Source organism: Stenotrophomonas sp. STEN023 (genome assembly GCF_056760135.1).
Genome location: NZ_JBRREF010000070.1, coordinates 1 through 25,887, shown reverse-complemented (window position 1 = coordinate 25,887; position 25,887 = coordinate 1). Strand labels below are relative to the sequence as shown.

At 63.7% G+C, this 25,887-nt stretch carries 28 protein-coding genes; 19 read left to right on the top strand and 9 right to left on the bottom strand.

The features are described from left to right. Nucleotides 1-143: 143 nt before the first annotated feature. Together ACVOLV_RS16965 and ACVOLV_RS16960 are read right to left on the bottom strand one after the other, a co-directional pair. Nucleotides 144-1,142 (bottom strand): sensor domain-containing protein, encoded by a 999-nt coding sequence (locus tag ACVOLV_RS16965; RefSeq protein WP_481555417.1) that lies wholly within the window; start codon nucleotides 1,140-1,142, stop codon nucleotides 144-146. Further along, nucleotides 1,142-1,504, bottom strand: a complete 363-nt coding sequence (locus tag ACVOLV_RS16960) for a PadR family transcriptional regulator (protein ID WP_303746967.1) — start codon at nucleotides 1,502-1,504, stop codon at nucleotides 1,142-1,144. Before ACVOLV_RS16960 ends, ACVOLV_RS16965 begins: the two co-directional genes overlap by 1 nt. Before the next feature lie 153 nt (nucleotides 1,505-1,657). On the opposite strand from ACVOLV_RS16960, the gene ACVOLV_RS16955 reads away from it, so the two are divergent. From ACVOLV_RS16955 to ACVOLV_RS16945, 3 genes are all read left to right on the top strand, one after another. Next, a complete protein-coding gene (locus ACVOLV_RS16955) occupies nucleotides 1,658-2,560 on the top strand; it encodes a peptidylprolyl isomerase (RefSeq protein ID WP_481555416.1) in 903 nt (300 codons plus the stop codon). 244 nt (nucleotides 2,561-2,804) lie between these two features. Continuing rightward, on the top strand, nucleotides 2,805-3,206 hold the full coding sequence (locus tag ACVOLV_RS16950) for an OsmC family protein (protein ID WP_481555415.1): 402 nt from the start codon (nucleotides 2,805-2,807) through the stop codon (nucleotides 3,204-3,206). A 6-nt stretch (nucleotides 3,207-3,212) separates the two neighbouring features. After that, nucleotides 3,213-3,461: a hypothetical protein gene (locus tag ACVOLV_RS16945; protein WP_481555414.1), complete on the top strand. Its 249-nt coding sequence runs from the start codon at nucleotides 3,213-3,215 to the stop codon at nucleotides 3,459-3,461. Nucleotides 3,462-3,649: 188 nt separating this feature from the next. Here the strand turns inward: ACVOLV_RS16945 and ACVOLV_RS16940 are convergent, their stop codons facing one another. Further along, entirely contained in the window at nucleotides 3,650-4,441 is a 792-nt protein-coding gene (locus tag ACVOLV_RS16940) for a DUF4349 domain-containing protein (protein WP_481555413.1), read from the bottom strand. A gap of 281 nt (nucleotides 4,442-4,722) precedes the next feature. Between ACVOLV_RS16940 and ACVOLV_RS16935 the strand changes: the two genes are divergently transcribed. The 12 genes from ACVOLV_RS16935 to ACVOLV_RS16880 all read left to right on the top strand — a co-directional run bounded on the left by ACVOLV_RS16935 (nucleotide 4,723) and on the right by ACVOLV_RS16880 (nucleotide 12,755). Further along, nucleotides 4,723-6,525 carry a DUF885 domain-containing protein gene (locus tag ACVOLV_RS16935; RefSeq protein WP_481555412.1) on the top strand — a complete coding sequence of 601 codons (1,803 nt, stop codon included), beginning with the start codon at nucleotides 4,723-4,725 and terminating at the stop codon, nucleotides 6,523-6,525. A 315-nt stretch (nucleotides 6,526-6,840) separates the two neighbouring features. After that, on the top strand, nucleotides 6,841-7,272 hold the full coding sequence (locus ACVOLV_RS16930; RefSeq protein WP_481555411.1) for a PH domain-containing protein: 432 nt from the start codon (nucleotides 6,841-6,843) through the stop codon (nucleotides 7,270-7,272). Between the two features lie 327 nt (nucleotides 7,273-7,599). Then, nucleotides 7,600-8,037 carry a hypothetical protein gene (locus ACVOLV_RS16925; protein WP_481555410.1) on the top strand — a complete coding sequence of 146 codons (438 nt, stop codon included), beginning with the start codon at nucleotides 7,600-7,602 and terminating at the stop codon, nucleotides 8,035-8,037. Nucleotides 8,038-8,078: 41 nt separating this feature from the next. Continuing rightward, on the top strand, nucleotides 8,079-8,657 hold the full coding sequence (locus ACVOLV_RS16920; RefSeq protein ID WP_481555409.1) for a hypothetical protein: 579 nt from the start codon (nucleotides 8,079-8,081) through the stop codon (nucleotides 8,655-8,657). A gap of 161 nt (nucleotides 8,658-8,818) precedes the next feature. Further along, nucleotides 8,819-9,217, top strand: a complete 399-nt coding sequence (locus ACVOLV_RS16915) for a hypothetical protein (protein ID WP_481555408.1) — start codon at nucleotides 8,819-8,821, stop codon at nucleotides 9,215-9,217. A gap of 39 nt (nucleotides 9,218-9,256) precedes the next feature. Then, nucleotides 9,257-9,673: a GNAT family N-acetyltransferase gene (locus ACVOLV_RS16910; RefSeq protein ID WP_481555407.1), complete on the top strand. Its 417-nt coding sequence runs from the start codon at nucleotides 9,257-9,259 to the stop codon at nucleotides 9,671-9,673. A gap of 98 nt (nucleotides 9,674-9,771) precedes the next feature. Continuing rightward, nucleotides 9,772-10,182, top strand: coding sequence for a GNAT family N-acetyltransferase (locus tag ACVOLV_RS16905; protein WP_481555406.1), 411 nt, complete (start codon nucleotides 9,772-9,774; stop codon nucleotides 10,180-10,182). Nucleotides 10,183-10,261: 79 nt separating this feature from the next. After that, a complete protein-coding gene (locus tag ACVOLV_RS16900; RefSeq protein ID WP_481555405.1) occupies nucleotides 10,262-10,600 on the top strand; it encodes a tRNA-binding protein in 339 nt (112 codons plus the stop codon). Nucleotides 10,601-10,724: 124 nt separating this feature from the next. Then, the gene (locus ACVOLV_RS16895; protein ID WP_481555404.1) at nucleotides 10,725-11,306 is read left to right on the top strand and encodes a TMEM175 family protein; all 582 of its coding nucleotides are present in this window, start codon (nucleotides 10,725-10,727) and stop codon (nucleotides 11,304-11,306) included. A 124-nt stretch (nucleotides 11,307-11,430) separates the two neighbouring features. Then, nucleotides 11,431-11,886: an iron chaperone gene (locus ACVOLV_RS16890; RefSeq protein WP_481555403.1), complete on the top strand. Its 456-nt coding sequence runs from the start codon at nucleotides 11,431-11,433 to the stop codon at nucleotides 11,884-11,886. A gap of 52 nt (nucleotides 11,887-11,938) precedes the next feature. After that, the gene (locus ACVOLV_RS16885) at nucleotides 11,939-12,436 is read left to right on the top strand and encodes a hypothetical protein (RefSeq protein WP_481555402.1); all 498 of its coding nucleotides are present in this window, start codon (nucleotides 11,939-11,941) and stop codon (nucleotides 12,434-12,436) included. Between the two features lie 22 nt (nucleotides 12,437-12,458). After that, entirely contained in the window at nucleotides 12,459-12,755 is a 297-nt protein-coding gene (locus tag ACVOLV_RS16880) for a hypothetical protein (protein WP_481555401.1), read from the top strand. A gap of 337 nt (nucleotides 12,756-13,092) precedes the next feature. On the opposite strand, the gene ACVOLV_RS16875 is transcribed toward ACVOLV_RS16880, so the two are convergent. Continuing rightward, the gene (locus tag ACVOLV_RS16875) at nucleotides 13,093-14,925 is read right to left on the bottom strand and encodes an ABC transporter ATP-binding protein (RefSeq protein ID WP_481555418.1); all 1,833 of its coding nucleotides are present in this window, start codon (nucleotides 14,923-14,925) and stop codon (nucleotides 13,093-13,095) included. Nucleotides 14,926-15,136: 211 nt separating this feature from the next. Then, nucleotides 15,137-16,714, bottom strand: coding sequence for a serine hydrolase (locus tag ACVOLV_RS16870; RefSeq protein ID WP_481555400.1), 1,578 nt, complete (start codon nucleotides 16,712-16,714; stop codon nucleotides 15,137-15,139). A gap of 102 nt (nucleotides 16,715-16,816) precedes the next feature. On the opposite strand from ACVOLV_RS16870, the gene ACVOLV_RS16865 reads away from it, so the two are divergent. The 3 genes from ACVOLV_RS16865 (at nucleotide 16,817) to ACVOLV_RS16855 (ending at nucleotide 19,241) form a co-directional block, all read left to right on the top strand. Further along, nucleotides 16,817-17,245: a VOC family protein gene (locus tag ACVOLV_RS16865; protein WP_481555399.1), complete on the top strand. Its 429-nt coding sequence runs from the start codon at nucleotides 16,817-16,819 to the stop codon at nucleotides 17,243-17,245. Nucleotides 17,246-17,446: 201 nt separating this feature from the next. After that, nucleotides 17,447-18,274 carry a DUF72 domain-containing protein gene (locus ACVOLV_RS16860; protein WP_481555398.1) on the top strand — a complete coding sequence of 276 codons (828 nt, stop codon included), beginning with the start codon at nucleotides 17,447-17,449 and terminating at the stop codon, nucleotides 18,272-18,274. Nucleotides 18,275-18,320: 46 nt separating this feature from the next. Beyond that, the gene (locus ACVOLV_RS16855; protein WP_481555397.1) at nucleotides 18,321-19,241 is read left to right on the top strand and encodes a DMT family transporter; all 921 of its coding nucleotides are present in this window, start codon (nucleotides 18,321-18,323) and stop codon (nucleotides 19,239-19,241) included. Nucleotides 19,242-19,424: 183 nt separating this feature from the next. Here the strand turns inward: ACVOLV_RS16855 and ACVOLV_RS16850 are convergent, their stop codons facing one another. From ACVOLV_RS16850 to ACVOLV_RS16835, 4 genes are all read right to left on the bottom strand, one after another. After that, a complete protein-coding gene (locus ACVOLV_RS16850) occupies nucleotides 19,425-20,489 on the bottom strand; it encodes a GGDEF domain-containing protein (RefSeq protein WP_481555396.1) in 1,065 nt (354 codons plus the stop codon). An 81-nt stretch (nucleotides 20,490-20,570) separates the two neighbouring features. Then, nucleotides 20,571-21,293 (bottom strand): pseudouridine synthase, encoded by a 723-nt coding sequence (locus ACVOLV_RS16845; protein WP_481555395.1) that lies wholly within the window; start codon nucleotides 21,291-21,293, stop codon nucleotides 20,571-20,573. A gap of 54 nt (nucleotides 21,294-21,347) precedes the next feature. Further along, on the bottom strand, nucleotides 21,348-22,973 hold the full coding sequence (locus tag ACVOLV_RS16840) for a sensor domain-containing diguanylate cyclase (RefSeq protein WP_481555394.1): 1,626 nt from the start codon (nucleotides 22,971-22,973) through the stop codon (nucleotides 21,348-21,350). Nucleotides 22,974-23,212: 239 nt separating this feature from the next. Then, a complete protein-coding gene (locus ACVOLV_RS16835; RefSeq protein WP_481555393.1) occupies nucleotides 23,213-25,177 on the bottom strand; it encodes a DEAD/DEAH box helicase in 1,965 nt (654 codons plus the stop codon). Nucleotides 25,178-25,372: 195 nt separating this feature from the next. Between ACVOLV_RS16835 and ACVOLV_RS16830 the strand changes: the two genes are divergently transcribed. Beyond that, on the top strand, nucleotides 25,373-25,636 hold the full coding sequence (locus ACVOLV_RS16830) for an RNA-binding S4 domain-containing protein (RefSeq protein ID WP_481555392.1): 264 nt from the start codon (nucleotides 25,373-25,375) through the stop codon (nucleotides 25,634-25,636). The last annotated feature ends 251 nt before the right edge of the window (nucleotides 25,637-25,887 follow it).

Genomic DNA, 25,887 nt, shown 5'->3' with positions numbered 1-25,887 from the left:
TATCTGCCACCTAAACCCCACCCCCCCCCCCCCCCGCCCTTGCGGTGCGGTTTTGGGTGGGTGGTTTGTGCCTCGCATCGCTGGGCACTACAAAACAAAGGCGCCATCGGCGCCCTCGTCTGCATTCCATCATCCCGTCGTGCTTACAACCGCACCAGCAGATGCTTGGCCATCGCGCCATGCAGTTTGCCAACGCCTCGTGCCAGATGCAGTGTGCCGAACAGCAGCAGCACACCTACCCCCACCGACACCGGCCACAACCAGAACGCATTGCCAACATTGATGCCGTCGATCCAGAGCCCAATCGGCTCATTGGTAACCAGCGCTGCAACCGGTGCGAACACCAAGGCCAACGACGTCGACAGCAAGGTCGTCGCCACGGTGAAGTACAGGATGCCCAGCGGCAGCATCAGCACGAAGTACAGCATCGTCAGCCAGGTGCGGCCGTCCGAGAACATCGCACCGATGCGCTGCAACCAACCCTGGCTGCGATCGGTATAGGTCGGACGACGCGGCATGCGCACACCCAGCATGGTTTCGATGATGCGGCCTTCAACCAGCGACAAGACCCGCACCGAGCCCAGGAACAGCAGCAGGATCGGAAGGCCGATGATCAGGATCAGCAGCGATACCGACAGCGACAAACCGGTGACTACCCAAGTGAAGAAGAAGATACCGGTGGCCAACGACAGCAGCATGTAGAACAGCGCGCCGTAGGTATGTGGATCCAGCGCAACACCGAAGAAGCGTGCCAGCAAGGAACGCTGTACCGGCGCAGCAACCGATGCCGCAGCGCCTTGCTCGACGGACGAAGCCGTGGCGCCCGTTGCCGCCATCGCCATTACAGGCAGTGGACGCGTTGCAGGCCGTGGCGTGCGCATCGCGCGGTTCACCGTGACCTCGGTTTCGCGATAGATCTCCGCAACTTCCTCCGGTGCACCGTAGCTGCCGGCAACGCCTGCAATCACCTCGGCCTCGCTCTTGCCCGGCTGTTCGGCCAGCTCCGAGCGCAGGTATTCCTCGGCGTCGTACAGCGCGTCCTGGATCATCGCCAGATCAGCGCCGCTCAATGCGGCACGCAGCTGGTCCAGGTATTCGGGAATCGTCGTCGGCAGCGGCCGCGCGTTGAGTTCGATAGTCATCAGTTGACTCCTTCCAGTACCGACTCGACCGAGTCGCGGGTGGCGTTCCAGGCAGCGATCCATTGCCGCAGGGCGGCACGACCGTCGTCGTTGATGCGGTAGTAGCGCCGCGGCGGTCCAGCCACCGACGGCTCCACATGGCTTTCCAGCAGGCCAGCGCCTTCCAGGTTGCGCAGCACCGGGTACAAGGCGCTCTGCTTGCCACTCAGCACGCCATCCCCAACCCGCTCCAGCTCCTTGGCAATCAGATAGCCGTACAGCGGCTCCGGCGCCTTGGCCAGCACCGCCAGCAAGGCCAGCGACACCGTGCCTGTGCTCAATTCCTTCTGGAACTTGCGCAGATATGCATCCAATTCAGTCATGGCCCTCACTCCTGCCGACTAACGTGAGGTAGATACTAGTGTTTAGTTCGCTATAGTGAATATGCCGGTAGTCACCCCCACCACGGTCATGAGGCTGGCGGGCGGCACGGGCAATCGCGCAGAATCGGTAAACACCCAACTGGAATGCGCCCGATGACGCTACGTCCCTGCCTGCTTGCGCTGGCCCTGTCGCTGTCCCCGCTGCCACTGCTGGCCGCCGACGCCCCCGCCAAGTACCGCAGCGCGCAGGAGATCATCGATGCCGCCCCGGCCAGCGACTGGCATACCCCGGCAGCCGAGAACACGCTGTACATGGATGTGGAAGGCGGCCGCGTGATCATCGAGTTGGCACCGCAGTTCGCCCCCGAGCACGCCGGCAACATCCGCACGATGGCCAAAGAGCATTTCTGGGATGGGCTGAGCATCTACCGCTCGCAGGACAACTTCGTGGTGCAGTTTGGCGACGCCGATGCCGACGATGCGGCCAAGGCCAAGTCGATGGGCAGCGCCAAGACCCACCTGCCGGCAGAGTTCCAGCGCCCGTTGGAAGGCCTGCCCTTCACCGCCCTGCCCGACCGCGATGGCTGGGCCAGCAGGACCGGCTTTGTCGGCGACTTCGCCGTCGGTAGCGATGGCAAGAATGCCTGGTTGGCGCATTGCTATGGTGCACTTGGCGCGGGCCGCAACAACGATGAGGACAGCAGCGTTGGTGCAGAACTCTATGTGGTCACCGGCCAATCGCCGCGCCAGCTGGACCGCAACATCACCCTGGTTGGGCGCGTGCTCAAGGGCATGGAGTTGCTCAGCTCGATCAAACGCGGCCCCGATCCGATGGGCTTCTACGAAGACCCCGCGCAGCGCACGCAGATCAAGGCAATTACCTTGGCCAGCGAATTGCCGGAAGCTCAACGGGTAAAGCTGCAGGTGCTGCGCACCGACTCGAAGACCTTCGCCGATGCGGTGGAAGCGCGCCGCAACCGCGTGGACGGCTTCTACAAACGTGCCGCCGGCCATATCGACCTGTGCAACATCCCGTTGCCGGTACGCATCCGCTAAAAGGCATCCCTGTAGTGCCGAGCCATGCTCGGCAGAGGCTTTACCGGCCACCCAACCCGTAGTGCCGAGCCATGCTCGGCAAATGCCTTGCCGGGAATACCCATTGCCGGGCAACGTTCGGCACTACAGCGTCTAGGCAAACACGTGCATCGTTCAACCCTTGGGACGATGCAGGCAATAAACGGTGACTACCGGAGCTGCCTGTATCGCAGTAGTTTGGCGGTTCGTCCTGAAGGAGGCTGCCATGGCACACGTCACCATTGAATCAACGGGAAGCAACTACGCCCATCGCATCAGCAACGGCGTCCACCAGCTTGTTGCCGATGAGCCTGCCCGGCTGGGTGGGCAGGACGCGGGCATGGCGCCGTTCGATCTGTACTTGGCATCGCTGGCCGCCTGCACCGCGATTACCTTGCGGATGTATGCAGAGAAAAAAGGTTGGGAGCTGGGTGAGTTCAACGCCGATCTCACCTCCAGCCGCGATGAAGCCGGTAAGCTGCAGGTGCACCGCATTCTTTCCGCTACCGGCGCGTTGACTGGCGAACAATGGGAACGACTACTGGACGTAGCCACCCGCACACCGGTCACCAAGGTGATGGGCGAAGGTGCAACCATCACCAGCGAACACCGCGCCCTGAAGAGTTGAGACGCCATGTTTACGATTGTTGTGATCTGGGATGCAGACAACGCCGAAGTGACCCAGTGGGATGAAACCCCGTGGGTCGCTACCTGGAAGGACCGCGAAGTGTCATTGCGGGCCGGGCCGCGCGAGCGCGTGGATGCCAATGGCGTCAGCAGCCAGGTGGCGGTCTATCTGCCCGATGAGTTCAACGAGGAAGAGTTCCAGGACCTGTTTGCTGCGCACGAGAAGCGCATTCCCGAACTGCACTTGCATGGCTGATGCCAGCCGTTGTAGGAGCGGCGTCAGCCACGAAGCTGACGGTGTTTCAGATCATCGGCTTCGCGGCTGACCCCGCTCCCTCAAAAGCCATCAGCTGCATTTCCCAAGGTTCATCTGTTGGCCGCGAAACCGACGTCGTTTCAGATCATCAGCTTCGCGGCTTACGCCGCTCCCACAAAGCCTAATGATTACTTCTTCTTGCGGCGGCGCCACCACAGGCGCAGCAACCACGCCAGGAAGCCACCAACCAGAATCAACGGCAGCAGGCCCGCGGCAATGCGGATCACATAAGCCACGCTGGTGGTGAAAATCTCGCCGAAATCGCCAAACGCCCGGCCAATCTCGCTGCGGTTGCGCTGGCTGTTGGTCGATTCGATGTTGATCGTCACCAGCTGGGTATCGATGCGGCGATGTTGCTGCGCCGAATCACGATTGGCCTGCTGCAGGCCTGCTTCGATTTCCGACAGCCGCTGCGAAATCGTCAGCAGATCCGCCACTGCCAGATCCTTGCGCTGCTGATACTCGAGCAGGCGCTCATGCTCGGCCTTCAAACGATCCTGCATCAACTGGGTATCGGCGACCTGCTGGGCCAGGTCCTCGGCCTCGGTGTTGCGGGTGGTTACCTCGCCCTTGTCGCTGGCCAATGCGATCAACGGCTCCACGCCCTTGGGCGCAACCCGCACCTTGATCGAGCCGCGAGGCGTATCGCCGCCCTGCTGGGACACGTTGAGCACCGCGCAGTCGCCGAACTTGGCGCTCTGGCAAGCGTCGGATACCGCCTTCACACGGGGCGCGATGTCCTTGCCCGGCAACTGCAGCTGCACCGTGTGCTCGTAGGCCAGGAATGCGCCTTCCGGAGATTGCACCGCATCGGCGGCAACGGCCGCGCTTTCAGCCGACATCTCATGCTTGGCACAGCCGGCCAGCGCCAGCAGGGCGCCCAGTGCCAGGGCCAGGGTACTTCCATGCAACTGCTTCATGCTTCCATGTTCCCAAAAAGTTTCGTGGCGGCAGCATAGCGACTTGGCTGAATACGAAGGCTAAAAATTCGTGCAGAGCCGGGTAGCCCGGGTAAGCGCAGCGCACCCGGGGATTCGGTAGGCCGGATGAACCAAGAACCCGGGCGCGCTGCGCATACCCGGGCTACCTTTGCCACCCGAGCTGAATCGCCCATTTCGGCAAGCTTTGCCCAACCAACGGCAGGTGCAGCCCCTGCCCGCTCCGCCTATGCTCGGGGATTCCCTCAGTAACAGGATCACCGATGCGCAAGCACCTGCTCGCCGCCGCCCTGCTCGCCAGCCTCGCCGGCTGCCAGAGCGGTGACGCCCCGACCGCTCCGTCCACCTCCACCGAGCAGGCCGGGCAGTCCCAGGCCGACGCTCAGTTTGCCGAGCTGTCGAAGAAGGCGCTGGACACCTGGATGCAGCTGTCCCCGGTCAGCGCCACCCAGATCGGTGATCACCGCTACGACAGCCAGCTCGACGACCTCAGCGCCGCCGGCCAGCAGAAGAGCCTGGAGGCCAGCAAGGCCCTGCTCGCCGAGCTGGACAAGCTCGACGTCAGCAAGCTCGGCCGCGAAAACCAGGTGGACGCCGCCATCCTGCGCAACCAGCTGCAGTCGGACATCTGGTCCAACGAAACCATGCAGTCGTGGAAGTGGGATCCGCAGGTCTACAACGGCCTGGCCGGCAGCGCCATCTACGGCCTGATGGCACGCGAGTTCGCGCCGCTGCCGGAGCGCCTGAAGTCGGCCACCGCACGCATCGAACTGATCCCGCAGATCTTCGCCGCCGCCCGCGCCAACCTGGACCCAGCGCGCGTGCCGAAGATCCACGCCGAAACCGTGGCCAAGCAGAACCGCGGCATCCTCAGCCTGGTTGAAACCTTCATCGTGCCCAACATCGGCCAGCTCGAAGCCGCCGACCAGGAACGCCTGAAGGCCGCCATCGCAACGCTGACCAGCGCTGTCGAAGAACAGCAGACCTGGCTGGACAAGACCCTGGTGCCGAACGCCAAGGGCGAGTTCCGCATCGGTGCGGAGAAGTACGACCAGAAGCTGAAGTTCTCGCTGAACTCCTCGCTGTCGCGCGCCGAGATCGGCGAGCGCGCCCGCGCCGAGCTGACCCGCGTGCGCAAGGACATGTACGGCATCGCCCAGGTGGTGTTGAAGGACAAGCCGGGCGCACCGGAAATGCCGGCCAACCCGACCGACGACCAGCAGCAGAAGGCGATCGAAGCCGCGCTGGAACTGGCCTATGCCGACAAGCCGGCCCGCGACAAGGTCGTGGACGATGCCAAGGCCGCGCTGGACCAGTCCACCGAGTTCGTGCGCAAGCATGACCTGATGACCCTGCCCGACGCACCGGTCGACATCATCCTGATGCCGGAATTCCAGCGTGGCGTGGCCGTGGCCTATTGCGACTCGCCGGGCCCGTTGGACAAGAACCTGAAGACCTTCTACGCGGTCTCGCCGATTCCGGACGACTGGAACGACAAGCAGGTGGATTCCTTCCTGCGCGAATACAACAGCCGCATGATCCACCTGCTGTCCATCCACGAAGGCACCCCGGGCCATTACCTGGAAGGCTGGCATTCGGGCAAGTTCCCATCGACCCTACGCGCGGTACTGCGTTCTGGCCTGTTCGCCGAAGGCTGGGCGGTCTACACCGAGCGCATGATGCAGGAACAGGGCTACCTGGATAATGACCCGCTGTTCCACCTGGTGCAGCTGAAGTTCTACCTGCGCACCATTGCCAATGCCATCCTCGACCAAGGTGTGCACGTGGACAACTGGAGCCGCGAGCAGGCCATGCAGCTGATGACCCACGACGCCTTCCAGCAGGAAAGCGAAGCCTCCGGCAAGTGGGTGCGCGCGCAGCTCACCTCCGCCCAGCTGCCGACCTACTTCGTCGGTGCACAGGAGCACTTCGACACCCGCAAGGCCGTGCAGGAAAAGCAGGGTGCCAACTTCAACCTGAAGGCCTACCACGACCAGATGCTGTCCTACGGCGCACCGCCGGTGCGTTTCGCACGCCAGCTTATGCTGGAACAGCCAATCGAGTAAGGTCGGTCGAGTTGACTACTGAAAAGCCCGGGCAGTGCCCGGGCTTTTTTTGCATTTGCCCCCGTAGTGCCGAGCCATGCTCGGCTGCAGCATTACCGCTGAAGCCCCTGCCGAGCCATGCTCGTCTGCAGCGTTGCCGGTGAAGTCCCTGCCGAGCATGGCTCGGCACTACAGGTGCTCACCTTGCAGGAGCGTTCGTCCGCAGCGCCCGCACTTCCAACATGCATGCATTCCGGCCTATTGCCCTGATCCATGCGCCGCCTACAATTCCGCCTGCGCTGCAAACAACCAACTATCACGGGGGACGGCTTCAACATGGAAACAAATGCAATCCTGGCATGGACGCTGGTATCGGAATGCCCGATTCCACAGGACGTGAACGACATCCTCGTGACCGGCGAAACCGCCGTGGCGGCCTACAAGACGTTCCGTGATTCAGCGGTATTCACCAACAAGCGGCTGATCGTGCGTGACGCCCAGGGCATCACCGGCAAGAAAGTGGAAATCTACTCGCTGCCGTATTCCTCGATCTACATGTGGTCCTCGGAGAACGGCCACGGCCTGTTCAACTTCAACTCCGAGATCGAACTCTGGACCAAGGCCGGCCATATCAAGGTCAACCTCAACAAGGGCCTGGATGTGCGCCGTCTGGACAAGCTGATCGCCCAGGCCGTGCTCGGCGGCTCAGAATCGCCAGCCACCGCCACCGCTCACTCCATGCCCGGCAATCCACCGCCGCTGCCATAATCGGGCGCAGGGCACGCCTTTCCACCAGCTGCGCAATGCCTGCAATGCAGTTCGCCCAGGCGGTGAGCCACCAGCAATCCGACGCCAATCCACCGGCGTCGGATTCTTTTTTGTGGGACCGGTGTAAGCCGCGAAGCATGCTGGCCATCAGATCACACCACTGTGCGCAGCTTCATTGCTATCAGCTTCGCGGCTCACGCCGCTCCCACAGACGAGTAGCGGCATCCTCCGCATCCGCGGCGGAAGTGGCCTGCTCCAAACCCACCGCATTGCCAAGCCTTCACCCACGCGATAAAAGGTTATCTGGACAGGAATGCAGGAGGCATCATGGGCTGGCGCAGCATCTTATTGATCGTTTTGGGCCTGGCAGGCGGACTCAACTGGTGGATCAAACGGACTCCCACCGATCACAGCGAAACCAGCGTCAGCATCCCATTCGAGAAGAACGCGTTCATCCCCGTGGAAATGCCTGGCGGCACGCCACGCAATACCGTGCTGGTGCTGGCGCCGCCGAACTGCCCTTCGGAGCGTGCAAGACGAGCCGATGCATTGGTCTCGGCGCTGCAGGCAAAAGGCATACCGGTCAGAAGGGGCGACTCGATTTCCTTTGAGATCAGCAACCCCAGCGTCGAACAGCGGGAAGGCGTGGAGCGCACCATGCAGGTGTTCCGGCAAGGCGCACCGGCGGTGTACGTCAATGGCATGGGCATGTCCAACCCGGACTTTGCCCAGGTTGCCGCCGTGTACGCAGAGACCAGGCACTGACGCGCGCATCGCCACCAACGCATTCAATTCTCAACTGCTCCATGGCCATGCACCCCGATCACCTCGCCTATTTCAAGGACCTGCTGGAAGGACGCGCGCGCATCTCCTGGAACGCCTGGTTCAACTACAACCAGCAAAGCCTGTCGGCGCAGCTCACCCGCGCGGATTTTCTGCGTCTCAAGTTCAACAAGCTGGATGAAGCCGAGCGACTGCTGCAACAAGCCGCGATTCCCTACGTCCTGTCGCCATTGGCCAGACGGGAGCGGCACCATGCGATGCTCCATGACAGCGTACTTGATGAGCACGGCCGCCCCTTGCCGTCCTTCCGCCGCAAGGCGTACGACGGCGCGATCGGACAGCTGCTGGATGGCCAGGTTGCGCAAGCCGAGGCAACCCTCGCCGCTTACCTTGGAAAGCTCATGCGGCAATCCCCCGGCCCGCGCGCAGAAGCTGTCGCCGACCTCTGCTTTGACGGCGAGATGGAACTGGCCTATGGCGAACAGGCGATTGGCATCACGATGTTGCAAGCCGTGGCAGCAATTGCCGAAGGTGACGACCTGCTCGATCACAGCATCCAGCACGCGCGACACTTGCTGGCACCGAAGCCATCGCCACGATAACGCACGGGCCAGCGCTGACGGCATCCCTGCTGCGCCAGCGCAATGGCTGGAGAAAGGCGCCGTATCCATGCCGTCGTGGCATCATCGCCAACACCGGACATCGCCGGCCTGGCACTACGGCATAACTCCGGCCCAACTTCCACCGATGTCGAAGCAATCGAATGACGGCTGACCAGAATCACCATCTCCAGCTCGCACACGCCGTGTTGGCATGGAACCGCAAACACCTGAACCACGCATCGGTGCTGACCGAGGCAATCATCGGCGAGTGCTTCGCCGAACACTTCATCGTCGAGCCCAACGGACGCAGGTACGAAGCAGATCGCAGCAACTACCTGCAATTCCTCGTTGGCATGAAGGCTGACATGGCCGGCATCGATTACCAGGTCGACCATGCAATCGTCGACGGTGCTTCGGTGGTGTTCTCGATGCGCGCGTGGATCAGTCATGTGGATGGGCGCGTCGAGCTGTTCCGCGCGATGCTGTTGATGCAATTCAACCAAGCCGGCAAGGTCAACCTCTGGCACGAAGTCTATGTGCCAATCGCCTTGCCGGCCTGATATCCACCCGCCCTGTACCCCAGCACTCCGGACGCGACGATGAGCGAATCCCACTACAGCATCAGCCACGACATTCCTACCGTGGAGACCTACCGACACCTGCGCCAGGCCAGCGGACTCAGCGCCAAGACGGTGGAAGCCGCCAGCCGCGGCCTGCCCAACTCGCTGTTCGCGGTACAGATACTGTGTGCCGGACAAGCGGTGGCGATGGGCCGGGTGATCGGCGATGGCGGCACCTTCTACCAGGTGGTCGATATTGCGGTGCTACCCGAACATCAAGGCCTTGGCCTGGGCAAGAAAGTCATGAGCGAGATCCAGGGCTACATGGAACGTGAGGTACCCGCCTCGGCCTACGTCAGCCTGCTTGCGGATGGCGAAGCCTACCGTCTCTACCAGCAATACGGCTTCGCACTGACCGCACCAGCCAGCGTCGGCATGGCATTGAAGAAAGCCTGACCACCGCTGCGCCGACAAGCAGCAGCGAACTACGGGACAAGCCATTGGACATACGGCCACTCAGCCATCACGACATCGATGCCGCAAGCAGGCTTTGCATGGCCGCATTCATGGACTCGGTTGCCTCCACTCTCAGTGAGGAAGGAATCGCCACCTTCCGCAAGGTCGCCGCCGCTGAAGCTTTCGCAGCCCGCATCGCTCCGGACAACCTGATGTGGCTGGCGGAGATTACCGGGCAAACTGTGGGCCTGATCGAGCTGAAGCAGGGGCAGCATATCGCAATGCTTTTCGTCACCCCTGAACTGCAGCGCCACGGCATTGGACGCCGCCTGGTCGCCGAAGCCATCAAGCACGTTCGGACGGATGTGTTGACCGTCAGCGCCTCTCTGCCTTCGGTGCCCGCTTACCTCGGTTACGGATTTCATTGCAGCGGCGACGTGGGCGAGTCCATGGGAATCATCTACCAGCCGATGGAGATGCAGCTGGACCGCACCGGCGCAGGCCACTGATACGAACGATCACAACCTCCGTCAGGTACCGGTCCACCTCGCCTGCAATACCAACTCCCTCCAGCCCCGGGCAACCTCCATGCAGACCATCGATTGGAACGACTTCAGCAAGGTGGAGCTACGCGTCGGCCGCGTCATCGCCGCCGAGCCGTTCGCCGCCGCCCGCAAAGCCGCCTACATCCTGCAGGTGGATTTCGGCCCGGACTTCGGCACCCGCAAGTCCAGCGCACAGATCACCGCGCTTTACAGCCCCGAACAGCTGATCGGGCGACTGGTGGTGGCAGTGATCAACTTTCCGCCAAAACAGATTGGCCCGCTGATGTCCGAATGCCTGGTGACCGGATTCCACGATGCCGAAGGACGGGTGAGCCTGTGCATGCCGGAACATGAAGTCCCGCTGGGTACACGCCTGCTGTAACGCCCCGTGCCGCCCCGCAGATTGCCCCGCTGGCTGGTCCAGCCGAACCGCACACACGGCCTCGACGGTACCTCGTGCTAGCGTTCGGCACGAAATTCTTCGCCAATGCGGATGGGAGCCAGCGATGGGTAAGGGCCGACTGGAAGCGTTCAGTGATGGCGTCATGGCCATCATCATCACCATCATGGTGCTGGAGATGCGACCGCCGGAAGGTGCCACGCTGGACGCGCTGCGGCCGCTGCTGACCACCCTGCTCAGTTACCTGCTGAGCTTCGTCTATGTCGGCATCTACTGGAACAACCATCATCACCTGCTGCAGGCCTGCCAGAAGGTCAACGGCAGCGTCCTGTGGGCCAACCTGCACTTGTTGTTCTGGCTGTCGTTGCTGCCGTTCGCCACGCATTGGATGGACGATTTCAACAAGCAACCGCTACCGAGTGTGCTTTACGGCTGCATCCTGTTGGCGGCAGCCGTCGCGTACTGGATCCTGCAGCGCAGCATCGTCGCCGCCGACGGCGAGAACTCGCGCCTGCAACATGCCTTGGGCAAGGACTGGAAAGGCAAGCTGTCGCCGCTGCTCTACATCAGCGGTATTGCACTGAGCTTCGCCAATGCGCATCTGGCACAACTGGTCTACGCAGCTGCAGCCTTGCTCTGGTTGATTCCGGACAAGCGCATCGAACGCGAGCTCGGGCAGGCTGGTTAGGCCATCAAGCTTGGCCTGCCAGCAACCTGCCTACACACTGCTGAGCACCAACTCCGTCGCTTCACATCTGCACATCGGGCTTGAGGTACAAAGCCCTGCCCTTCCACTCATTGCAGGAACATCCATGGCCGCGTCCAGATCCGCTGGGTTTACCGCTGAAGAACAGGCCGCGATGAAAGAGCGCGCGAAGGAGCTCAAGGCCGAGGCCAAGGCCGGCAAGCTGAAAGCCGACGGCGAAGCCGAGCTGCTGGCCAAGGTTGCCGAGATGCCTGCCGCCGAGCAGCAGATGGCGCGACGCCTGCATGCCATCGTCTCCGCCACTGCACCGTCGCTCACGCCGAAGACCTGGTACGGCATGCCGGCCTATGCGCGCGATGGCAAAGTGGTGCTGTTCTTCCAGGGCGCGAGCAAGTTCGGCGCGCGCTATTCCACGCTGGGCTTCAACGATACGGCGATGCTGGATGACGGCCCGATGTGGGCGACCTCTTTCGCCCTTGCCGAACTCACCCCCGAGGTCGAAAAGAAGATCACTGCCTTGGTCAAGAAAGCCATGCGCAAGGGTGACAGCAGCCTGCAATAGGCAAAGCGCGGTTCTACCGCTATCGTGTTCTGCCCCCGCAGCGATAGACCGCATGTCTTTCTGGACCTGGCTGTTCCCACGCACGCAAGCCGCATACACCAGCCCGCTTTCACCCGAGCAGGCCGTGCAGGCACTGCGTGCCGCCACCGCACGAGGCAACCTGACCGCCACCGGTAGCGTCGCAGGCTCGATAAACGACAAGCGCGTACATATTTACCACCGGACAGTGATGCGGAATTCGTTCAAGCCCCACTTCCGCGGCAGCCTGCACCCAACCACGCAGGGCTGCGAGCTGCGCGGCGCGTATGCGTTGCCGCCATTGGTTATCGTCTTCATGTTTTTCTGGTTTGGTTTCTGCGTACTGTGGACCACGGTGGCCGCACTGCAGCTGGGCAGGTTTGACCTGATGCTCCTGCCCGCGGTACTGCCGGGCCTGCTGATGCCTTGCTTCGGCATCGGCTTGTTACGGCTTGGAAACCATCTGTCCAGCGATGACCCGGCGATCATGTCACGGGTGATCCGGCACGCCTTGCAGTCTCCTTCTGCCTGACCCCAACCGCGAGGGTTCCCACTTGTCCACCCATGACGACACCGCAGTGGAACTGCAGAAGCTGCAGTTCGAAGTGATGCAGCAGTTGGAAGTCATTGCCGATGACATCAAGGCCGGTCGACTGGGCGCCGATGAAGGTTCGGCCAAGGCCAGGGCCGTCATTGCGGCCAGCGAACAGCAGCGTGTTGCCATGTTCAATGCCGCCATGGCGACACGGCAACGGCAAGGTCGTCGTGGCTGGCTGTTCGCCTTGATGGTGGTAGTCGCAATCGCCGTAGTAGTGGCCGGCCTGCTGCTTGCGCGCATCAGCGCCACATAAGCGCAGGTAGTGCCGAGCCATGCTCGGCAGGAGCTTTCCCGGCCATGCGGCAAGCACCGCTGTAGGAGCGGCGTACGCCGCGAAGCCAGCAATCCAACACACCGCGAAGAGCTCACCCCTCCCCAACCCTCCCCTTCGCTGCGCGAAAGGGAGGGAGCGTAGTGGGGCGGCCCGGGCGGCCCGAGCGACTGCCCCCCGCCCCCGCGCGCCCCCCCCCCCCCCCCCCAAAACCCCCCGCGTGCGGGCCCCCCCCCCCCGGCCGAAGCCGCGGGCGCCCCGGGCGGCCCCCCCCCCCCCCCCCCCCCCCCCCACTACCGTAAGCCCGCTACCGCGTGCCTCAGCCCTCGGCAGCCACAAAGCCACCGGTCTGCCGCGCCCACAGCCGTGCATACAAGCCCCCCGCTGCGACCAGCTCTGCATGCGTACCGGTCTCAACGATGCGACCCTGATCCATCACCACCAGCCGGTCCATGCGCGCAATCGTCGAGAGACGATGGGCAATGGCGATAACGGTCTTGTCGCCCATCAGCTCATCCAGACTGTCCTGGATCGCCGCCTCCACTTCCGAATCCAATGCCGAGGTGGCTTCGTCGAGGATCAGGATCGGCGCGTCCTTCAACAATACGCGGGCAATGGCGATGCGCTGGCGCTGGCCGCCGGACAGCTTCACCCCGCGCTCACCGACATGGGCGTCGTAGCCCTGCCTGCCCTGCCCATCCACCAGCGAATCGATGAAGCCCTCGGCGCGTGCCTTGGCAACGGCGGCGCGCAGTTGTTCCTCGCTGGCATCCGGACGCCCATACAGCAGGTTGTCGCGGATCGAGCGATGCAGCAGCGAGGTGTCCTGGGTGACGACGCCGATCTGCGCACGCAGGCTGTCCTGGGTGACGTGGGCGATGTCCTGGCCATCGATCAGGATCTTGCCGCTCTCAAGGTCGTACAGACGCAGCAGCACGTTGACCAGGGTGGATTTGCCGGCGCCTGAAGGCCCGACCAGGCCGATCTTTTCGCCCGGCCTCACCGCCAGGTTCAAACCCGCCATCACCCCACCGCGCTTGCCGTAGTGGAAATGCACGTTCTGGAAATCCACCGCGCCAGCAGTGACAAGCAACGGCTTGGCATCGGCCGCATCCTGCACGCTCAGCGGCTGGGCAATGGTCTCCATGCCGTCCTGCACGGTGCCAATGTCCTCGAAGATGCCGTTGATGGTCCACATGATCCAGCCAGACATGTTGTGGATGCGGATCACCAGACCAGTTGCCAAGGTGATCGCACCGACGCTGATCAGGCTGTCCTGCCATAGCCACAAGGCCAGTGCACAGGTACCGACGATCAGGAAGCCATTGAGGATGGCGATGACCATTTCCAGCCCGGTGGTGATGCGGGTCTGCGCCCGGTGTTTCTCGACCAGTTCCTGGATGGCCTCGGCGACATAGCGCTGCTCGTGTCCGCTGTGTGCGAACAGTTTCAGCGTGGCGATATTGGTATAGCCATCGACGATACGGCCCATCGCCCGCGAACGCGCATCGGATGCAATCCACGCGCGGTGCTTCATGCGTGGCACGAAGTACACGCCAATCCATACATAGGCGACCAACCAGATCGCCAGCGGCAGCATCAGCCGCCAATCCACCTGCGCAAACAGATACAACGCAGTGCCTGTGTAGACAACGATGTACCACAGCGAATCGACCATCTGCACGGCGGATTCGCGCAGCGACGTGCCGGTCTGCATCACCCGGTTGGCGACGCTGCCGGCGAAATCGTTCTGGAAGAAACTCAGGCTCTGCCGCACCACGTGGTTGTGCATCAGCCAGCGCGAACGATTGCTCAGCCCCGGCACGATCGACTGGTTGACCAAAAGGTTATGCAATGCCACCAGCAGCGGCCTGGCCAGCAAGGTGATGCCTGCCATCCACAACAACTCGCTGGCATTGCGCTGGAAGAAGCCCGGCCCCGAGCCACTGGCCAGCATGTCGACGATGCGGCCTAGGAAGTCGAACATCGCCACTTCCACCAGCGCCAGCAACAAGCCAGCGATCAGCGTGGCCAGCAGCACCGGCCACACCGGGCGCAGGTAATGCAGATAGAAACGCACCACGCCGCGCGGCGGCGTACGGGTATCCAGCGGCGGGAATACGGGAATCAGGGACTCGAACCAACGCAGCATCGCCACGGCCTGTAAAACCAGAACAGGCCGCGATTGTCCCATCGCGGCCTGTGTTGTGTCTGTCTAGACGATGTATGGAAGTATGAGCAGCAAGACATGGCGGGTTGCGGGAGCGGTGTCAGCCGCGAAGCTGGCACTGCTTCCACAGCCCTGATCAACTGCAAGCTGATGATCCATCTGCTTCGCGGCTTACGCCGCTCCTACAAGCAGCTCAATCCGCCTTTGGCTTCAGCAGCAGGTCCTGGAAGTCGAAGCTGAAGTCGGTCAACGAGGACACTGCCTGCATCCGCACCTCACGCACCTTGCCGTCCGGATCCAGGCTGAAATTGACGAAGGCATCGGCGTTAAGCGAGCGGTTGTCCCAGCGCACGATGAAGGTGTCGTGCTGCCAGTGCTCCATCGTGCCGACCAGATCAGCGGTCGCGCCAAAGCGCAGACGCAGCTTGCCGCCCTGCTGCTCGACGAACACATCGCCGTACCAGGCATCGCGATAGGTGCCCGCATAGCCGGACAGCGGCAGCGACGGTTTGCTCTTGGCGTCGCGTGCGGCCACATGCTTGTCCCAGCCCTCGTCGGCATTGCCCTGCGCCTTGGCCACGCCAGCGGCGTAGGCGGCGACCCAGTCATTGCCCTGCGCACCAAGCATGGCATCGAGCACGCTCATGGTGATCGCATTGAAGGCGGCACCGGATTCCTGGTTGGTCAGCACCACCACGCCGAGGTTCTGTTCGGGCACCAGGGTCAGGCGCGACACCTGGCCCGGCCAACCGCCGGTATGCCAGACCAGTTTCTGGCCTCGGTAATCGCTCAGGCTCCAGCCCTCGCCATAACCGGCGAAGTTCGGCCGTGCCGGTGCCAGCTCGGGCACCGACGGCTTGGGCACGACCTGCGGGATCTGCATCTGCCACATCTGCTGCTGGGTCTTCTCGGTGAACAGCGGCGTGCCATCGGCAAGCTTGCCTTCGGCCAGCTGCACATTCATCCACTTGGCCAGGTCATGCACGCTGGAATAGATACCACCGGCGCCGGCATTGTTCGACCAGGTCAGCGGCGGCACCGGCCGCAGGTCCTTGAAATCGAACTTGGCATGGCCAACGGCGGCCTTGTCGCCCGGCTGCAGATGGTCAGCGTTGTAGCGGGTTTCGCTCATGCCGACCTTGTTGAATATCCGCTGCTGCAGGAAGTCGGCAAATGACTGCCCGGACACCTTCTCGATCACCTGCTGAGCCACCGCATACAGGATGTTGTCGTAGGCATAGCGGTCACGGAAACCATTCTTCAGCGGCACCTGCGCCAGCCGCGCGACCACTTCCGCATTGCTGTAACGGGTGGTTGGCCAGAACAACAGGTCGCCTGCGCCCAGGCTCAGCCCGCTGCGGTGCGAGAGCAGGTCGCGGATGCGCATCTCACCAGTGACATAGGGATCGGACATGCGGAACGACGGCAGGTGATCGACGACCCGGTCGTCCATCTTCAGCTTGCCCTCTTCGGCCAGCAGGTTCAGCGAAGTGGCAGTGAACGCCTTGGTATTGGAGGCAATGGCGAACAGGGTGTCGGCCTGCACCGGCTCGGGCTTGCCCAGTTCACGCAGGCCCCAGCCACGCTCCAGGATCACCTTGCCGTCCTTGACCACGGCCACCGCCACGCCGGGTACGTCGAACTGCTGGCGCACGCGTTCCACCGTGGCATCCAACTGCTGCAATTCCGTCGGCACTGTCTCCTGTGCCGAGGCCATCGGTGCCACCACGCCCATTGCGAGCACCAGCCCGCCACCCAACCAACTATTCAATGCGCTCTCCCTTGGTGTTGATGCCGGCCGCGGGCCGGTCTTCTCGCGATGGTAACGCGAGCGCGCCCACCCTCGCCTTTCCGCAACTGCCCAGACGCGACCATGGACCTCGCCGCCCGCACCACCGCCACCATCATTCCCTGCCTGCGCTACCGCGATGCGCCCGCCGCCATCGACTGGTTGTGCAAGGCCTTCGGCTTCCAGCGCCATGCGGTGTACCAGGATGGCGATGTCGTCCATCACGCGCAGCTGGTGTTCGGCAACGGCATGATCATGCTTGGATCGGTGCAGCCCAGCGAATGGGGCAGCAACATGATTCAACCCGATGAGGTGGGCGGCATGGAGACACAGAGCGCCTGCGTGATCGTCAGCGATGCCGATGCGCACTACGCGCAGGCCAAGGCGGCTGGGGCGGAAGTTGTCATCGACATCGCCGACCAGGACTACGGCGGCCGCGGCTATGCCTGCCGCGATCCGGAAGGACACCTGTGGTGGTTCGGCAGCTACGACCCCTGGGCCCCCAGCGCGTAGTGCCGAGCCATGCTTGGCGGAAGCGTTACCCGTGGCGGTTGGGATTGCGTGTAGTGCCAAGCCATGCTCGGCAGAAGCATTCCACGTAGCGGTTGGGATTGTTGGCAGGGCCCCTGCCGAGCATGGCTCGGCACTACCTTGTGCGGTTACATTGCTGGCTTCGCGGCTTACGCCGCTCCCACATGACATCGGGGCTTAGCTTTGAACGACTTGTTTGCGAGCGCATCGCATATGCCCGGTGCGCACATCGGCATCGGTGGCTGGACCTACGTGCCTTGGCGAGGCGGCATGTTCTACCCGGTCGGGCTGGTGCAGCGCCGTGAACTGGAATACGCCAGCCAGCAGCTGACCAGCATCGAGATCAACGGCACCTATTACGGCGCGCAGAAGCCGCATATCTACGCCGGTTGGCGCGACGCCACGCCTGAAGGCTTCGTGTTTTCTGCCAAGGCGCCCAAGCGCATTGTCACCGCGCGCAAGCTCGCCAGTACCGGTGGGCAGATCGACGACTTCATCGAAGGCATCAGCCACCTGGGTGATCGCCTCGGCCCACTCGTATGGCAGTTCGAATCCGGACGCACGCTGGATCGCGAGGATCTTGCCGCCTTCCTGCAGTTGCTGCCGCCGCAGGTCAACGGGCGCCGCCAGCGACATGCTTTGGAAGTCCGCGATCCAGGCTGCTTCGATGCCGAACTGGTGACACTGATCCGCCAGCACGGCATCGCATTGGTCTATACCGATTCCGCCGACTACCCCAACGCCGCAGACCTCTCGGGTGACTTCGTCTACGCCCGCCTCATGGGCAGCCGGGATGAGCACAGCACCGGCTATCCGGCACAGGAACTGAGCCAATGGGCCGAACGCATCCGCTGCTGGCGCAAGGGCGATGACGTGGCCGATCTGCCGCATGTGGCAGCGCCACCTGCACCCGCCGCGCCGCGCGAGGTGTTCCTGTACTTCATCAGCGCCGCCAAGCACCGCAACCCCTCGGCTGCACGCGAACTGCAGCGGCTGATCGATACAAACTGAAGCCAGTACGCCAGCGTTGCGCATCCGCATCGGCGACAATAGGCCGATGCCTACCAACGACACCCGCAAGGCCCTGTTGCAGATCCATTTCTGCGTTCTGCTATGGGGCGTCACCGCCATTCTTGGCAAGCTGATCACCCTGCCCGCCCTGCCGCTGGTGTGGTGGCGCATGTTGCTGGTGGTGGCGATGCTGGCACTGCTGCCGCGGGTCTGGCGCGGGCTATCGGGTTTGAACCCAAGGCTTGTACTGGGCTACGCCGGTATCGGTGCGCTGGTCGCACTGCATTGGCTCACTTTCTACGGCGCGGTGAAACTGGCCAATGCCTCGGTCGCCGCGACCTGCATCGCGCTGGCGCCGGTATTCACCGCCGTCATCGAGCCGTGGATCGCGCGGCGTCCATTCCAGATGCGCGAACTGGCACTGGGGGTGGTGGTATTGCCCGGCGTTGCGTTGGTGGTCGGCGGCGTGCCCGATGGCATGCGTCTTGGTGTGGCGGTGGGTGCAGTCTCCGCGCTGCTGGTCGCCATCTTCGGCTCGTTCAACAAGCGCATGGTCGGCCATGCCGATCCGCTGACCGTCACCGCACTGGAGCTGGGTGCCGGCACCTTGACCCTGACCTTGCTGGCACCGGCCATGCCACTGCTGTTGCCCGCCCTGGCCAGCGACCTGTGGGTGATCCCCAACCTGCATGACAGCCTGTTGCTGCTGGCGCTTTCCGGCCTGTGCACGCTGCTGCCGTTTGCGCTGGCGCTGGTCGCGCTCAAGCACCTGAGTGCTTACACCGTGCAGCTGGTGACCAACCTGGAGCCGGTCTACGCGATCCTGCTGGCGATGTTGTTCCTTGGCGAACAGCATGAGCTGACGCCGCAGTTTTATCTGGGCGTAGCGATCATTCTCGGCGGCGTGTTCCTGCACCCGCTACTCAATCGCCTGCGACCAGCGGCGGCAAGCTCCGGCGCAGCTTGATCGATGACCGCTGTGGTAGCCCGGGCAAGCCCAGCGCACCCGGGGCTTGCCTCCGATACCAGCCCAAGCGTTTGAGCAAAGGACCTCGTTTGTGCGGTGTGGGTTGCCTGCGCTGCCAGGTGTTTCCCCGGGTGCACTGCGCTTACCCTGGCTAAGGAGCTAGGCCACGTTGTCCCGGCCAGCTCAGCTGGCTACCACTACCCGGTCGCGGCCTTCTGCCTTGGCCTGGTAAAGCGCGGCGTCGGCGCGACGCAGGGTTTCGCCAGGGGCTTCACCGTTGCGGTGCACGGCCAGTCCAACGCTGATCGAGATCGGCAGGCCGATCGGCAGCAGACCCACTGACTCGCGCAGGTATTCGCATTGCAGCTCGGCCTGCTGCAACGGCGTGTCCGGCATCAGGATCACGAACTCTTCCCCACCGTAACGGGCCGCCATGCCACGCCCGGCGAACTGCGACTTCAACACGCTGGACAGTTCGGTCAGTACCCGGTCGCCCTCGGTATGACCGTGGATGTCGTTGACCATCTTGAAATGGTCGATATCGACGATCGCAACGGCCGGCGGCACTTCCGCTGCGCGCTCGATGGACTCCAACAGCGCTGCGGACAGCGCGCGCCGATTGGGCAGACCGGTCAGTGGATCGGTGCGGGTCTGCTCGGACAGCTCCAGATTGAGCTGCTCCAATTGCTGGTAGTACTCCACCAGTCGGCCTTCGTACCAATCGTGTTCCACCTGGTGGTGTTCGATCTCAAGCCGCAGCAGGCGCATTTCCAGCATCCGGCTGACCTGCCGCGACAGCGCGCGCAGCGCCTCGGCCTGCGGCGTACCCAACACCGCCGGCACCGAGTCGAACACGCACAGCGAACCCAGTGCGTAACCATCGCTGGTCAGCAACGGCGCGCCGGCGTAGAAGCGGATATGCGGATCGCCCAACACCGACGGGTTGCCGCTGAACCGCTGGTCCTGGCGGGCGTCGTTCACCACCGTCAGTTCCTGCGGCTTGAGGATGGTGTGTGCGCAGAAAGACTCGTCTCGCGGGGTCTGCTCGCCATCCAGTCCTTGCAGGGACTTGAACCACTGCCTGTCCTGGTCAATCAGGGTCACCGCCCCCATCGGGGTGCCGCAGATCGCGCGGGCGATGGTGACCAGATCATCGAACTCCTGTTCGCGGGCGGTATCCAGCACACGGTAGCGCTGCAGCGCGGCAAGACGTTCTACTTCATTGGCGGGCAATGCGGGCTTGATCATGCACGATTCCGAAGCGGCAGGATGGACAGCGCAGCAAAGTCTAGCTGCACCGCGCGCAAGGCGCGGTGAGCACGTCACATTTCACCACTGCTGCTGTTGCGGCAGCAGCCCGCGCAGTTCCTGCTCGCTCAGGTTGCGCCATTGGCCAGGTTTCAGCGCACCGATCTTGACGTTGTCGATGCGCACGCGGCGCAGCTGGGTGACGCGGTAGCCGAACTCGGCCGCCATCAGACGGATCTGCCGGTTCAAGCCCTGCTCCAGGATGATGCGGAAGCCGTACTTGGCGATGCGGCTGGTGCGGCACGGCAGGGTCATCTCGTTGTGGATGCGCACACCGCGCGCCATGCCACGCAGGAACTCGTCGGTGACCGGCTTGTTGACCGCCACCAGATACTCCTTCTGGTGGCCGTTCTCGGCACGCAGGATCTGGTTGACGATGTCGCCGTTGCTGGTCATCAGGATCAGGCCTTCCGAGTCCTTGTCCAGGCGACCAATGGGGAAGATGCGCTGTTCATGGCCAACGAACTCGACGATGTTGTCCTTGACCGCGCTTTCGGTGGTGCAGGTGATGCCGACCGGCTTGTTCAGCACGATATAGACGTGGCGGCGGCCGGTACTCTTCTGCACCGCACGGGCGCGCAGCGGCTGGCCGTCGACCTTGACCTCGTCGCCCTCGCCCACCACCGCACCGGTACCGGCGACGATACCGTTGACGGTGACACGGCGTGCTGCGAGCAGGCGGTCGGCCTCACGGCGTGAACAGAAGCCGGTTTCGGCAATGTGCTTGTTGATTCGAATTGTCATCGGCGAATTATCCGCCATCGCCCGCGGCCGGAACAGCGCGGCAGGAATGCTTGTTCAGGGCACTTCCCGGATATCGCGCGCATCTACCACCTGGTCACGGCCGCTGCGCTTGGCCTGGTACATGGCGTTGTCGGCCCGCCGCAGCAGCCCGGCCACGTCGCTGTCGCGGTACTGCAGCTCGGCCAGGCCAATACTGGCGGTGACCACCAGGCCTTCGTGCTTGAGCCCGCGCGCCTGCACGGTCACTTTCTCGCGCAGCTGCTCCAGCCGCGGCCGCGCCGCATCGGCGCCGATTCCCGGCAGCAGGATCAGGAACTCCTCACCGCCCATGCGGATCACGTCGCTGCGGCTGCGTACGCCGGCCAGCAGCGTCCCGGCTACCGAGACCAGCACCTCGTCGCCGCCATCATGGCCATAGCGGTCGTTGATCTGCTTGAACAGATCGATGTCCAGGAAACCAATCGACAGTGGCTGCCCGGCGGCCTTGGCCTCGCGCATGTAGTGGTCGAGCTGGCGCAGGCCAGCGCGGCGGTTGGGCAGGCCGGTCAGGGTGTCGGTATCGGCAAGCTCGCGCATCTCATCACGCTGCTGGCGCAGCTGGCTGAGGCTGCGGTTGAGCGAATAGGCCGCCATCATCAGGAACCAGGTGACCGAGACCTGGATAGCCTCGACCCGGTATTCCACCATCAGGCGACTGTCCATCAGGTCCGCCAGCGCCATCACCAACAGCGGAAGCACCCCCACCAGGCCATCCAATGCCTGGAAATGGCCACGTCGCACCGAAACAATGGCGATGCCCACGGCAGTGAGGCAGATCAGGGTGAACAGGTCATCCAGCGCCACCGCCATCCACGCCAGCAGCGGCCAAGGCATCAGCGGCGCAGCCAGCGCGACCAGCGCCAGCACGATCATCAGCCCCTGCATCCAGCGCCGCGAACCACGCAGCAGCCGTCGGCCACCGCACATGCGCCACAGCACCCAGCCCATCACCGCATAGCTGAGCGCGGATACCGAGACCATCCATACCGGCGCATGGCCATCCACCGGCAGCCATGGCTCGGGGTAACCACTGAGCCCGCTCAATACGGACTGCCAGACCACCAGCAACCCGCAGACCAGCGTATAGACCAGGAAATCCCGCCCGCGCGTGGTAGCGAAGCCCATCAACGCCGACAGCGCCAAGGCCAGCGCAATGGCCACGCAGGCGGTGCGAACCACCAGCCGCAAGGTGTCCTGCTGCTGCAGCGGACTGGGGGCGCCAAGGTGCACGGTGGGAATCCAGCGTGGCTTCAGCGGCGACTCCCAGGCCACCCGGATCGGCTCAACCGTGCCCTGCTTCGGCACCACCACCAGGCCTACGCCTGCGCGGAACCGCGAATCACGGGTGCGGGCGTCCTGCATGTCGCCACAGACCTGGCGGTCGCCGTGGTAGATCATCACTTCGCCGGCAAAGACGTTGAACACGCCCACACCCTGCGGTGCGCCGGACCAGCCGCCTTCGGGAGCGGCAATTTCTATTGCCGGGCGCATCCGCGCCAACGCCTCGGCGCTGCAGGCACGCAGCGGCGCCTGCTCGTCGGTTGCGGCACCGGCAATCAGAAAATCACGGTCAACCTGCAGCGGCTGCGCACTCCCCAGCAGCGGCCACAGCGCGAAAAGCGTCAACAGCAAGAGGAGCACGGCCCATCCACGCCTTAGCTTGCCAGCAACTGCCCCTCCCGCTTCTGCCATGACATTCCCTTTCGCGTTCCCCGACGCGGATAGGCAGCATTATCGCAATAACCCGGCGCAAGCAGTACGTGAAGGCGGTCCCGGCTTGCGCTTCTTGCCCCCGCCTGTCCTCTCAGGCCGGCAAACAGCCAAAACAGACAACCCCGGCAATGCCGGGGTTGTCTGTTAACGCGCTTGGACTGGCTGGATCAGTAGTTGCGCGGGCCGCGTGGCTTGAAGCCACCCGGACGCGAACCACCCGGACCGCCCGGACGCGGGCCACGCGGGCCACCCGGACGCGGACCGCCCGGCTTGCCGTCACCCTTGTCGAAGCGCGGCTTGAACGGCGTCGCTGCGCCACCCTGCTCTTCGCCAGCCTCGACCTTGCGCATCTGCAACTGCTGGCCCGATACCCACACCTTCTTCAGGTGCTGCAGCACGTCGGTCGGCATGTCTGCCGGCAGATCCAGCACCGAGTGACCGTCATGGATGTCGATACGGCCGATGAAACGGCTCTCCAGACCGGCTTCGTTGGCAATCGCGCCAACGATGTTGGCCGGCTTCACACCATGGGTATGACCGACTTCAATGCGGTAGGTCTCCATGCCGAACTCCGGCGCGCTGCGCGGCGGCATTTCGCGACGCGGACGCGACTCGAAATCACCCTCGCCACGCGGCGGGCGCGGTGCGCGCTCGCCATCGTCCTGGCGCGGCGCACGCTCGAAACGCGGCTCGAAACGGGCCGGGCGATCGCCACGGTCACCGCGCTCGTCACGGCGATGGAAGCCGCCATCACGCGCCGGGCGCTCGCTGCGCTCGAACGACTGCTCGCGGCGTTCGCGCACCGGCGGGGTCAGCAGGAACGGCGAATCACCCTGCAGCAGCTTGGCCAGCGCTGCAGCGATATCGATGGCCGGCACGTTGTGCTCGCCTTCGTAGCGCTGCAACAGGTCGCGGTAGAAATCCATGTCGCCGGCAGCCAGGGTCTGGCTGATGCGGTCCATGAACTTGGTCACGCGGTGGTCGTTGACCGCGTCCACGCTCGGCAGCTGCATTTCTTCGATCGGCTGGCGGGTAGCGCGCTCGATCTGGCGCAGCATGCCCTTCTCGCGCGGGGTGACGAACAGGATCGCCTCACCGCTGCGGCCGGCACGGCCGGTACGGCCGATACGGTGCACGTAGCTTTCGGTGTCGTACGGGATGTCGTAGTTCAGCACGTGGCTGATGCGCTCCACGTCCAGGCCGCGGGCGGCCACGTCGGTGGCAACCAGGATGTCGAGCTTGCCTTCCTTCAGCATGGCGATGGTGCGCTCACGCTGCGCCTGCTGCATGTCGCCATTGATGGCGGCAGCGGCCAGGCCACGTGCCTGCAGCTTGGTGGCAAGCTCTTCGGTGCCGGCCTTGGTACGCGCGAAGATGATCATCGCGTCGAAGGTTTCGACTTCCAGGATGCGGGTCAGCGCGTCCAGCTTGTGCATGCCAGCCACCCACCAGTAACGCTGGCGGATATTGGCCGAGGTGGTGGTCTTGGAAGCGATGGTCACTTCCACCGGCTCACGCAGGTAGGTCTGGGCGATACGGCGGATCTGCTGCGGCATGGTGGCCGAGAACAGCGCAACCTGGCGGGTTTCCGGCAGCTTCTTGAGCACGGCTTCGACGTCGTCGATGAAGCCCATGCGCAGCATTTCGTCGGCTTCGTCGAGCACCAGCGTCTTCAGCTCGGACAGGTCCAGGGTGCCGCGATCAAGGTGATCGATCACGCGGCCTGGGGTACCAACCACGACGTGCACGCCGCGGCGCAGGGCCGACAGCTGCTGGCCGTAGGGCTGGCCACCGTAAACCGGCAGCACGCGGAAGCCCGGCATCGATGCCGAATAGGTCTGGAACGCCTCGGCGACCTGGATGGCCAGCTCACGGGTCGGGGCCAGCACCAGCACCTGCGGCTTGGTGGCGGAAAGATTGATGTTGGACAGCACCGGCAGCGCGAAGGCGCCGGTCTTGCCGGTGCCGGTCTGCGCCTGGCCGAGCACGTCGCGGCCTTCCAGCATTGCCGGAATGGTGGCAGCCTGGATCGGCGACGGGGTCTCGTAACCGACTTCGGCCACTGCCTTCATCACAGGCTCGGATAGGCCGAGATCTGCAAACAGCAGCGGCGCGGGGGTATCTTGGGACATGGTAACTCCGGGGGCACCGCCGCGAACGGGCGGGCGAAAAGACGCATATTGTGCGCTCTAAACAGCTCAGCTGTCGCGCATGGCTTGATTTGCGTTCAGCTTACGAACACAACCGGCCGCCGCTTGGCCCCTGTTGGAGCACCCGCACGGGTCGCCGATGACGCACAATACCACTCGTTTTTCTCCGTGAACACCATGCAGACCATCGATTTTGAACTTGACCGTGAATATGTGGAGCTGAAGCAGCTGCTGAAACTGACCGATCTGGTCACCAGCGGCGGCGAGGCCAAAGTGATCATTGCCGACGGCCAGGTCAGCGTTGACGGCGTGGTCGAGCTGCGCAAAGCCTGCAAGATCCGCGGCGGCCAGCAGGTAACGCTGGGCGATGTGCAGATCAACGTGCTTGCCGATCCGGACCCGGATGGCGATTACGACGATGATGAAGACGAAGACGAGTGATGCAGGGGCGGTTCTGGGCGCTCCAGGGCCATAAGGCGGTCAGCTGACACTGCTCCAAGAGCCTCAAGCGCCAATCCCTCCCCAACCCTCCCCTTGGCTGCGCCAAAGGGAGGGAGCGTAGTGCCGAGCCATGCTCGGCAGAGACCTTCCCCGCGCCCCAGCAGCGGCAGCACCAGTGGGGGCGGGGGTATACGCCCCCCCGGCCAACCTGGGGGCCGGTAAACACCCCCCCCTTGGGGGGGGGGGGCCGC

What these genes read in the sequence shown, in the direction of transcription:
- ACVOLV_RS16965 (WP_481555417.1), bottom strand. Translation starts at nt 1,142, where the DNA reads ATGACTATCGAACTCAACGCGCGGCCGCTGCCGACGACGATTCCCGAA.
- ACVOLV_RS16960 (WP_303746967.1), bottom strand. Translation starts at nt 1,504, where the DNA reads ATGACTGAATTGGATGCATATCTGCGCAAGTTCCAGAAGGAATTGAGC.
- ACVOLV_RS16955 (WP_481555416.1), top strand. Translation starts at nt 1,658, where the DNA reads ATGACGCTACGTCCCTGCCTGCTTGCGCTGGCCCTGTCGCTGTCCCCG.
- ACVOLV_RS16950 (WP_481555415.1), top strand. Translation starts at nt 2,805, where the DNA reads ATGGCACACGTCACCATTGAATCAACGGGAAGCAACTACGCCCATCGC.
- ACVOLV_RS16945 (WP_481555414.1), top strand. Translation starts at nt 3,213, where the DNA reads ATGTTTACGATTGTTGTGATCTGGGATGCAGACAACGCCGAAGTGACC.
- ACVOLV_RS16940 (WP_481555413.1), bottom strand. Translation starts at nt 4,441, where the DNA reads ATGAAGCAGTTGCATGGAAGTACCCTGGCCCTGGCACTGGGCGCCCTG.
- ACVOLV_RS16935 (WP_481555412.1), top strand. Translation starts at nt 4,723, where the DNA reads ATGCGCAAGCACCTGCTCGCCGCCGCCCTGCTCGCCAGCCTCGCCGGC.
- ACVOLV_RS16930 (WP_481555411.1), top strand. Translation starts at nt 6,841, where the DNA reads ATGGAAACAAATGCAATCCTGGCATGGACGCTGGTATCGGAATGCCCG.
- ACVOLV_RS16925 (WP_481555410.1), top strand. Translation starts at nt 7,600, where the DNA reads ATGGGCTGGCGCAGCATCTTATTGATCGTTTTGGGCCTGGCAGGCGGA.
- ACVOLV_RS16920 (WP_481555409.1), top strand. Translation starts at nt 8,079, where the DNA reads ATGGCCATGCACCCCGATCACCTCGCCTATTTCAAGGACCTGCTGGAA.
- ACVOLV_RS16915 (WP_481555408.1), top strand. Translation starts at nt 8,819, where the DNA reads ATGACGGCTGACCAGAATCACCATCTCCAGCTCGCACACGCCGTGTTG.
- ACVOLV_RS16910 (WP_481555407.1), top strand. Translation starts at nt 9,257, where the DNA reads ATGAGCGAATCCCACTACAGCATCAGCCACGACATTCCTACCGTGGAG.
- ACVOLV_RS16905 (WP_481555406.1), top strand. Translation starts at nt 9,772, where the DNA reads ATGGCCGCATTCATGGACTCGGTTGCCTCCACTCTCAGTGAGGAAGGA.
- ACVOLV_RS16900 (WP_481555405.1), top strand. Translation starts at nt 10,262, where the DNA reads ATGCAGACCATCGATTGGAACGACTTCAGCAAGGTGGAGCTACGCGTC.
- ACVOLV_RS16895 (WP_481555404.1), top strand. Translation starts at nt 10,725, where the DNA reads ATGGGTAAGGGCCGACTGGAAGCGTTCAGTGATGGCGTCATGGCCATC.
- ACVOLV_RS16890 (WP_481555403.1), top strand. Translation starts at nt 11,431, where the DNA reads ATGGCCGCGTCCAGATCCGCTGGGTTTACCGCTGAAGAACAGGCCGCG.
- ACVOLV_RS16885 (WP_481555402.1), top strand. Translation starts at nt 11,939, where the DNA reads ATGTCTTTCTGGACCTGGCTGTTCCCACGCACGCAAGCCGCATACACC.
- ACVOLV_RS16875 (WP_481555418.1), bottom strand. Translation starts at nt 14,925, where the DNA reads ATGCTGCGTTGGTTCGAGTCCCTGATTCCCGTATTCCCGCCGCTGGAT.
- ACVOLV_RS16865 (WP_481555399.1), top strand. Translation starts at nt 16,817, where the DNA reads ATGGACCTCGCCGCCCGCACCACCGCCACCATCATTCCCTGCCTGCGC.
- ACVOLV_RS16855 (WP_481555397.1), top strand. Translation starts at nt 18,321, where the DNA reads ATGCCTACCAACGACACCCGCAAGGCCCTGTTGCAGATCCATTTCTGC.
- ACVOLV_RS16850 (WP_481555396.1), bottom strand. Translation starts at nt 20,489, where the DNA reads ATGATCAAGCCCGCATTGCCCGCCAATGAAGTAGAACGTCTTGCCGCG.
- ACVOLV_RS16845 (WP_481555395.1), bottom strand. Translation starts at nt 21,293, where the DNA reads ATGACAATTCGAATCAACAAGCACATTGCCGAAACCGGCTTCTGTTCA.
- ACVOLV_RS16835 (WP_481555393.1), bottom strand. Translation starts at nt 25,177, where the DNA reads ATGTCCCAAGATACCCCCGCGCCGCTGCTGTTTGCAGATCTCGGCCTA.
- ACVOLV_RS16830 (WP_481555392.1), top strand. Translation starts at nt 25,373, where the DNA reads ATGCAGACCATCGATTTTGAACTTGACCGTGAATATGTGGAGCTGAAG.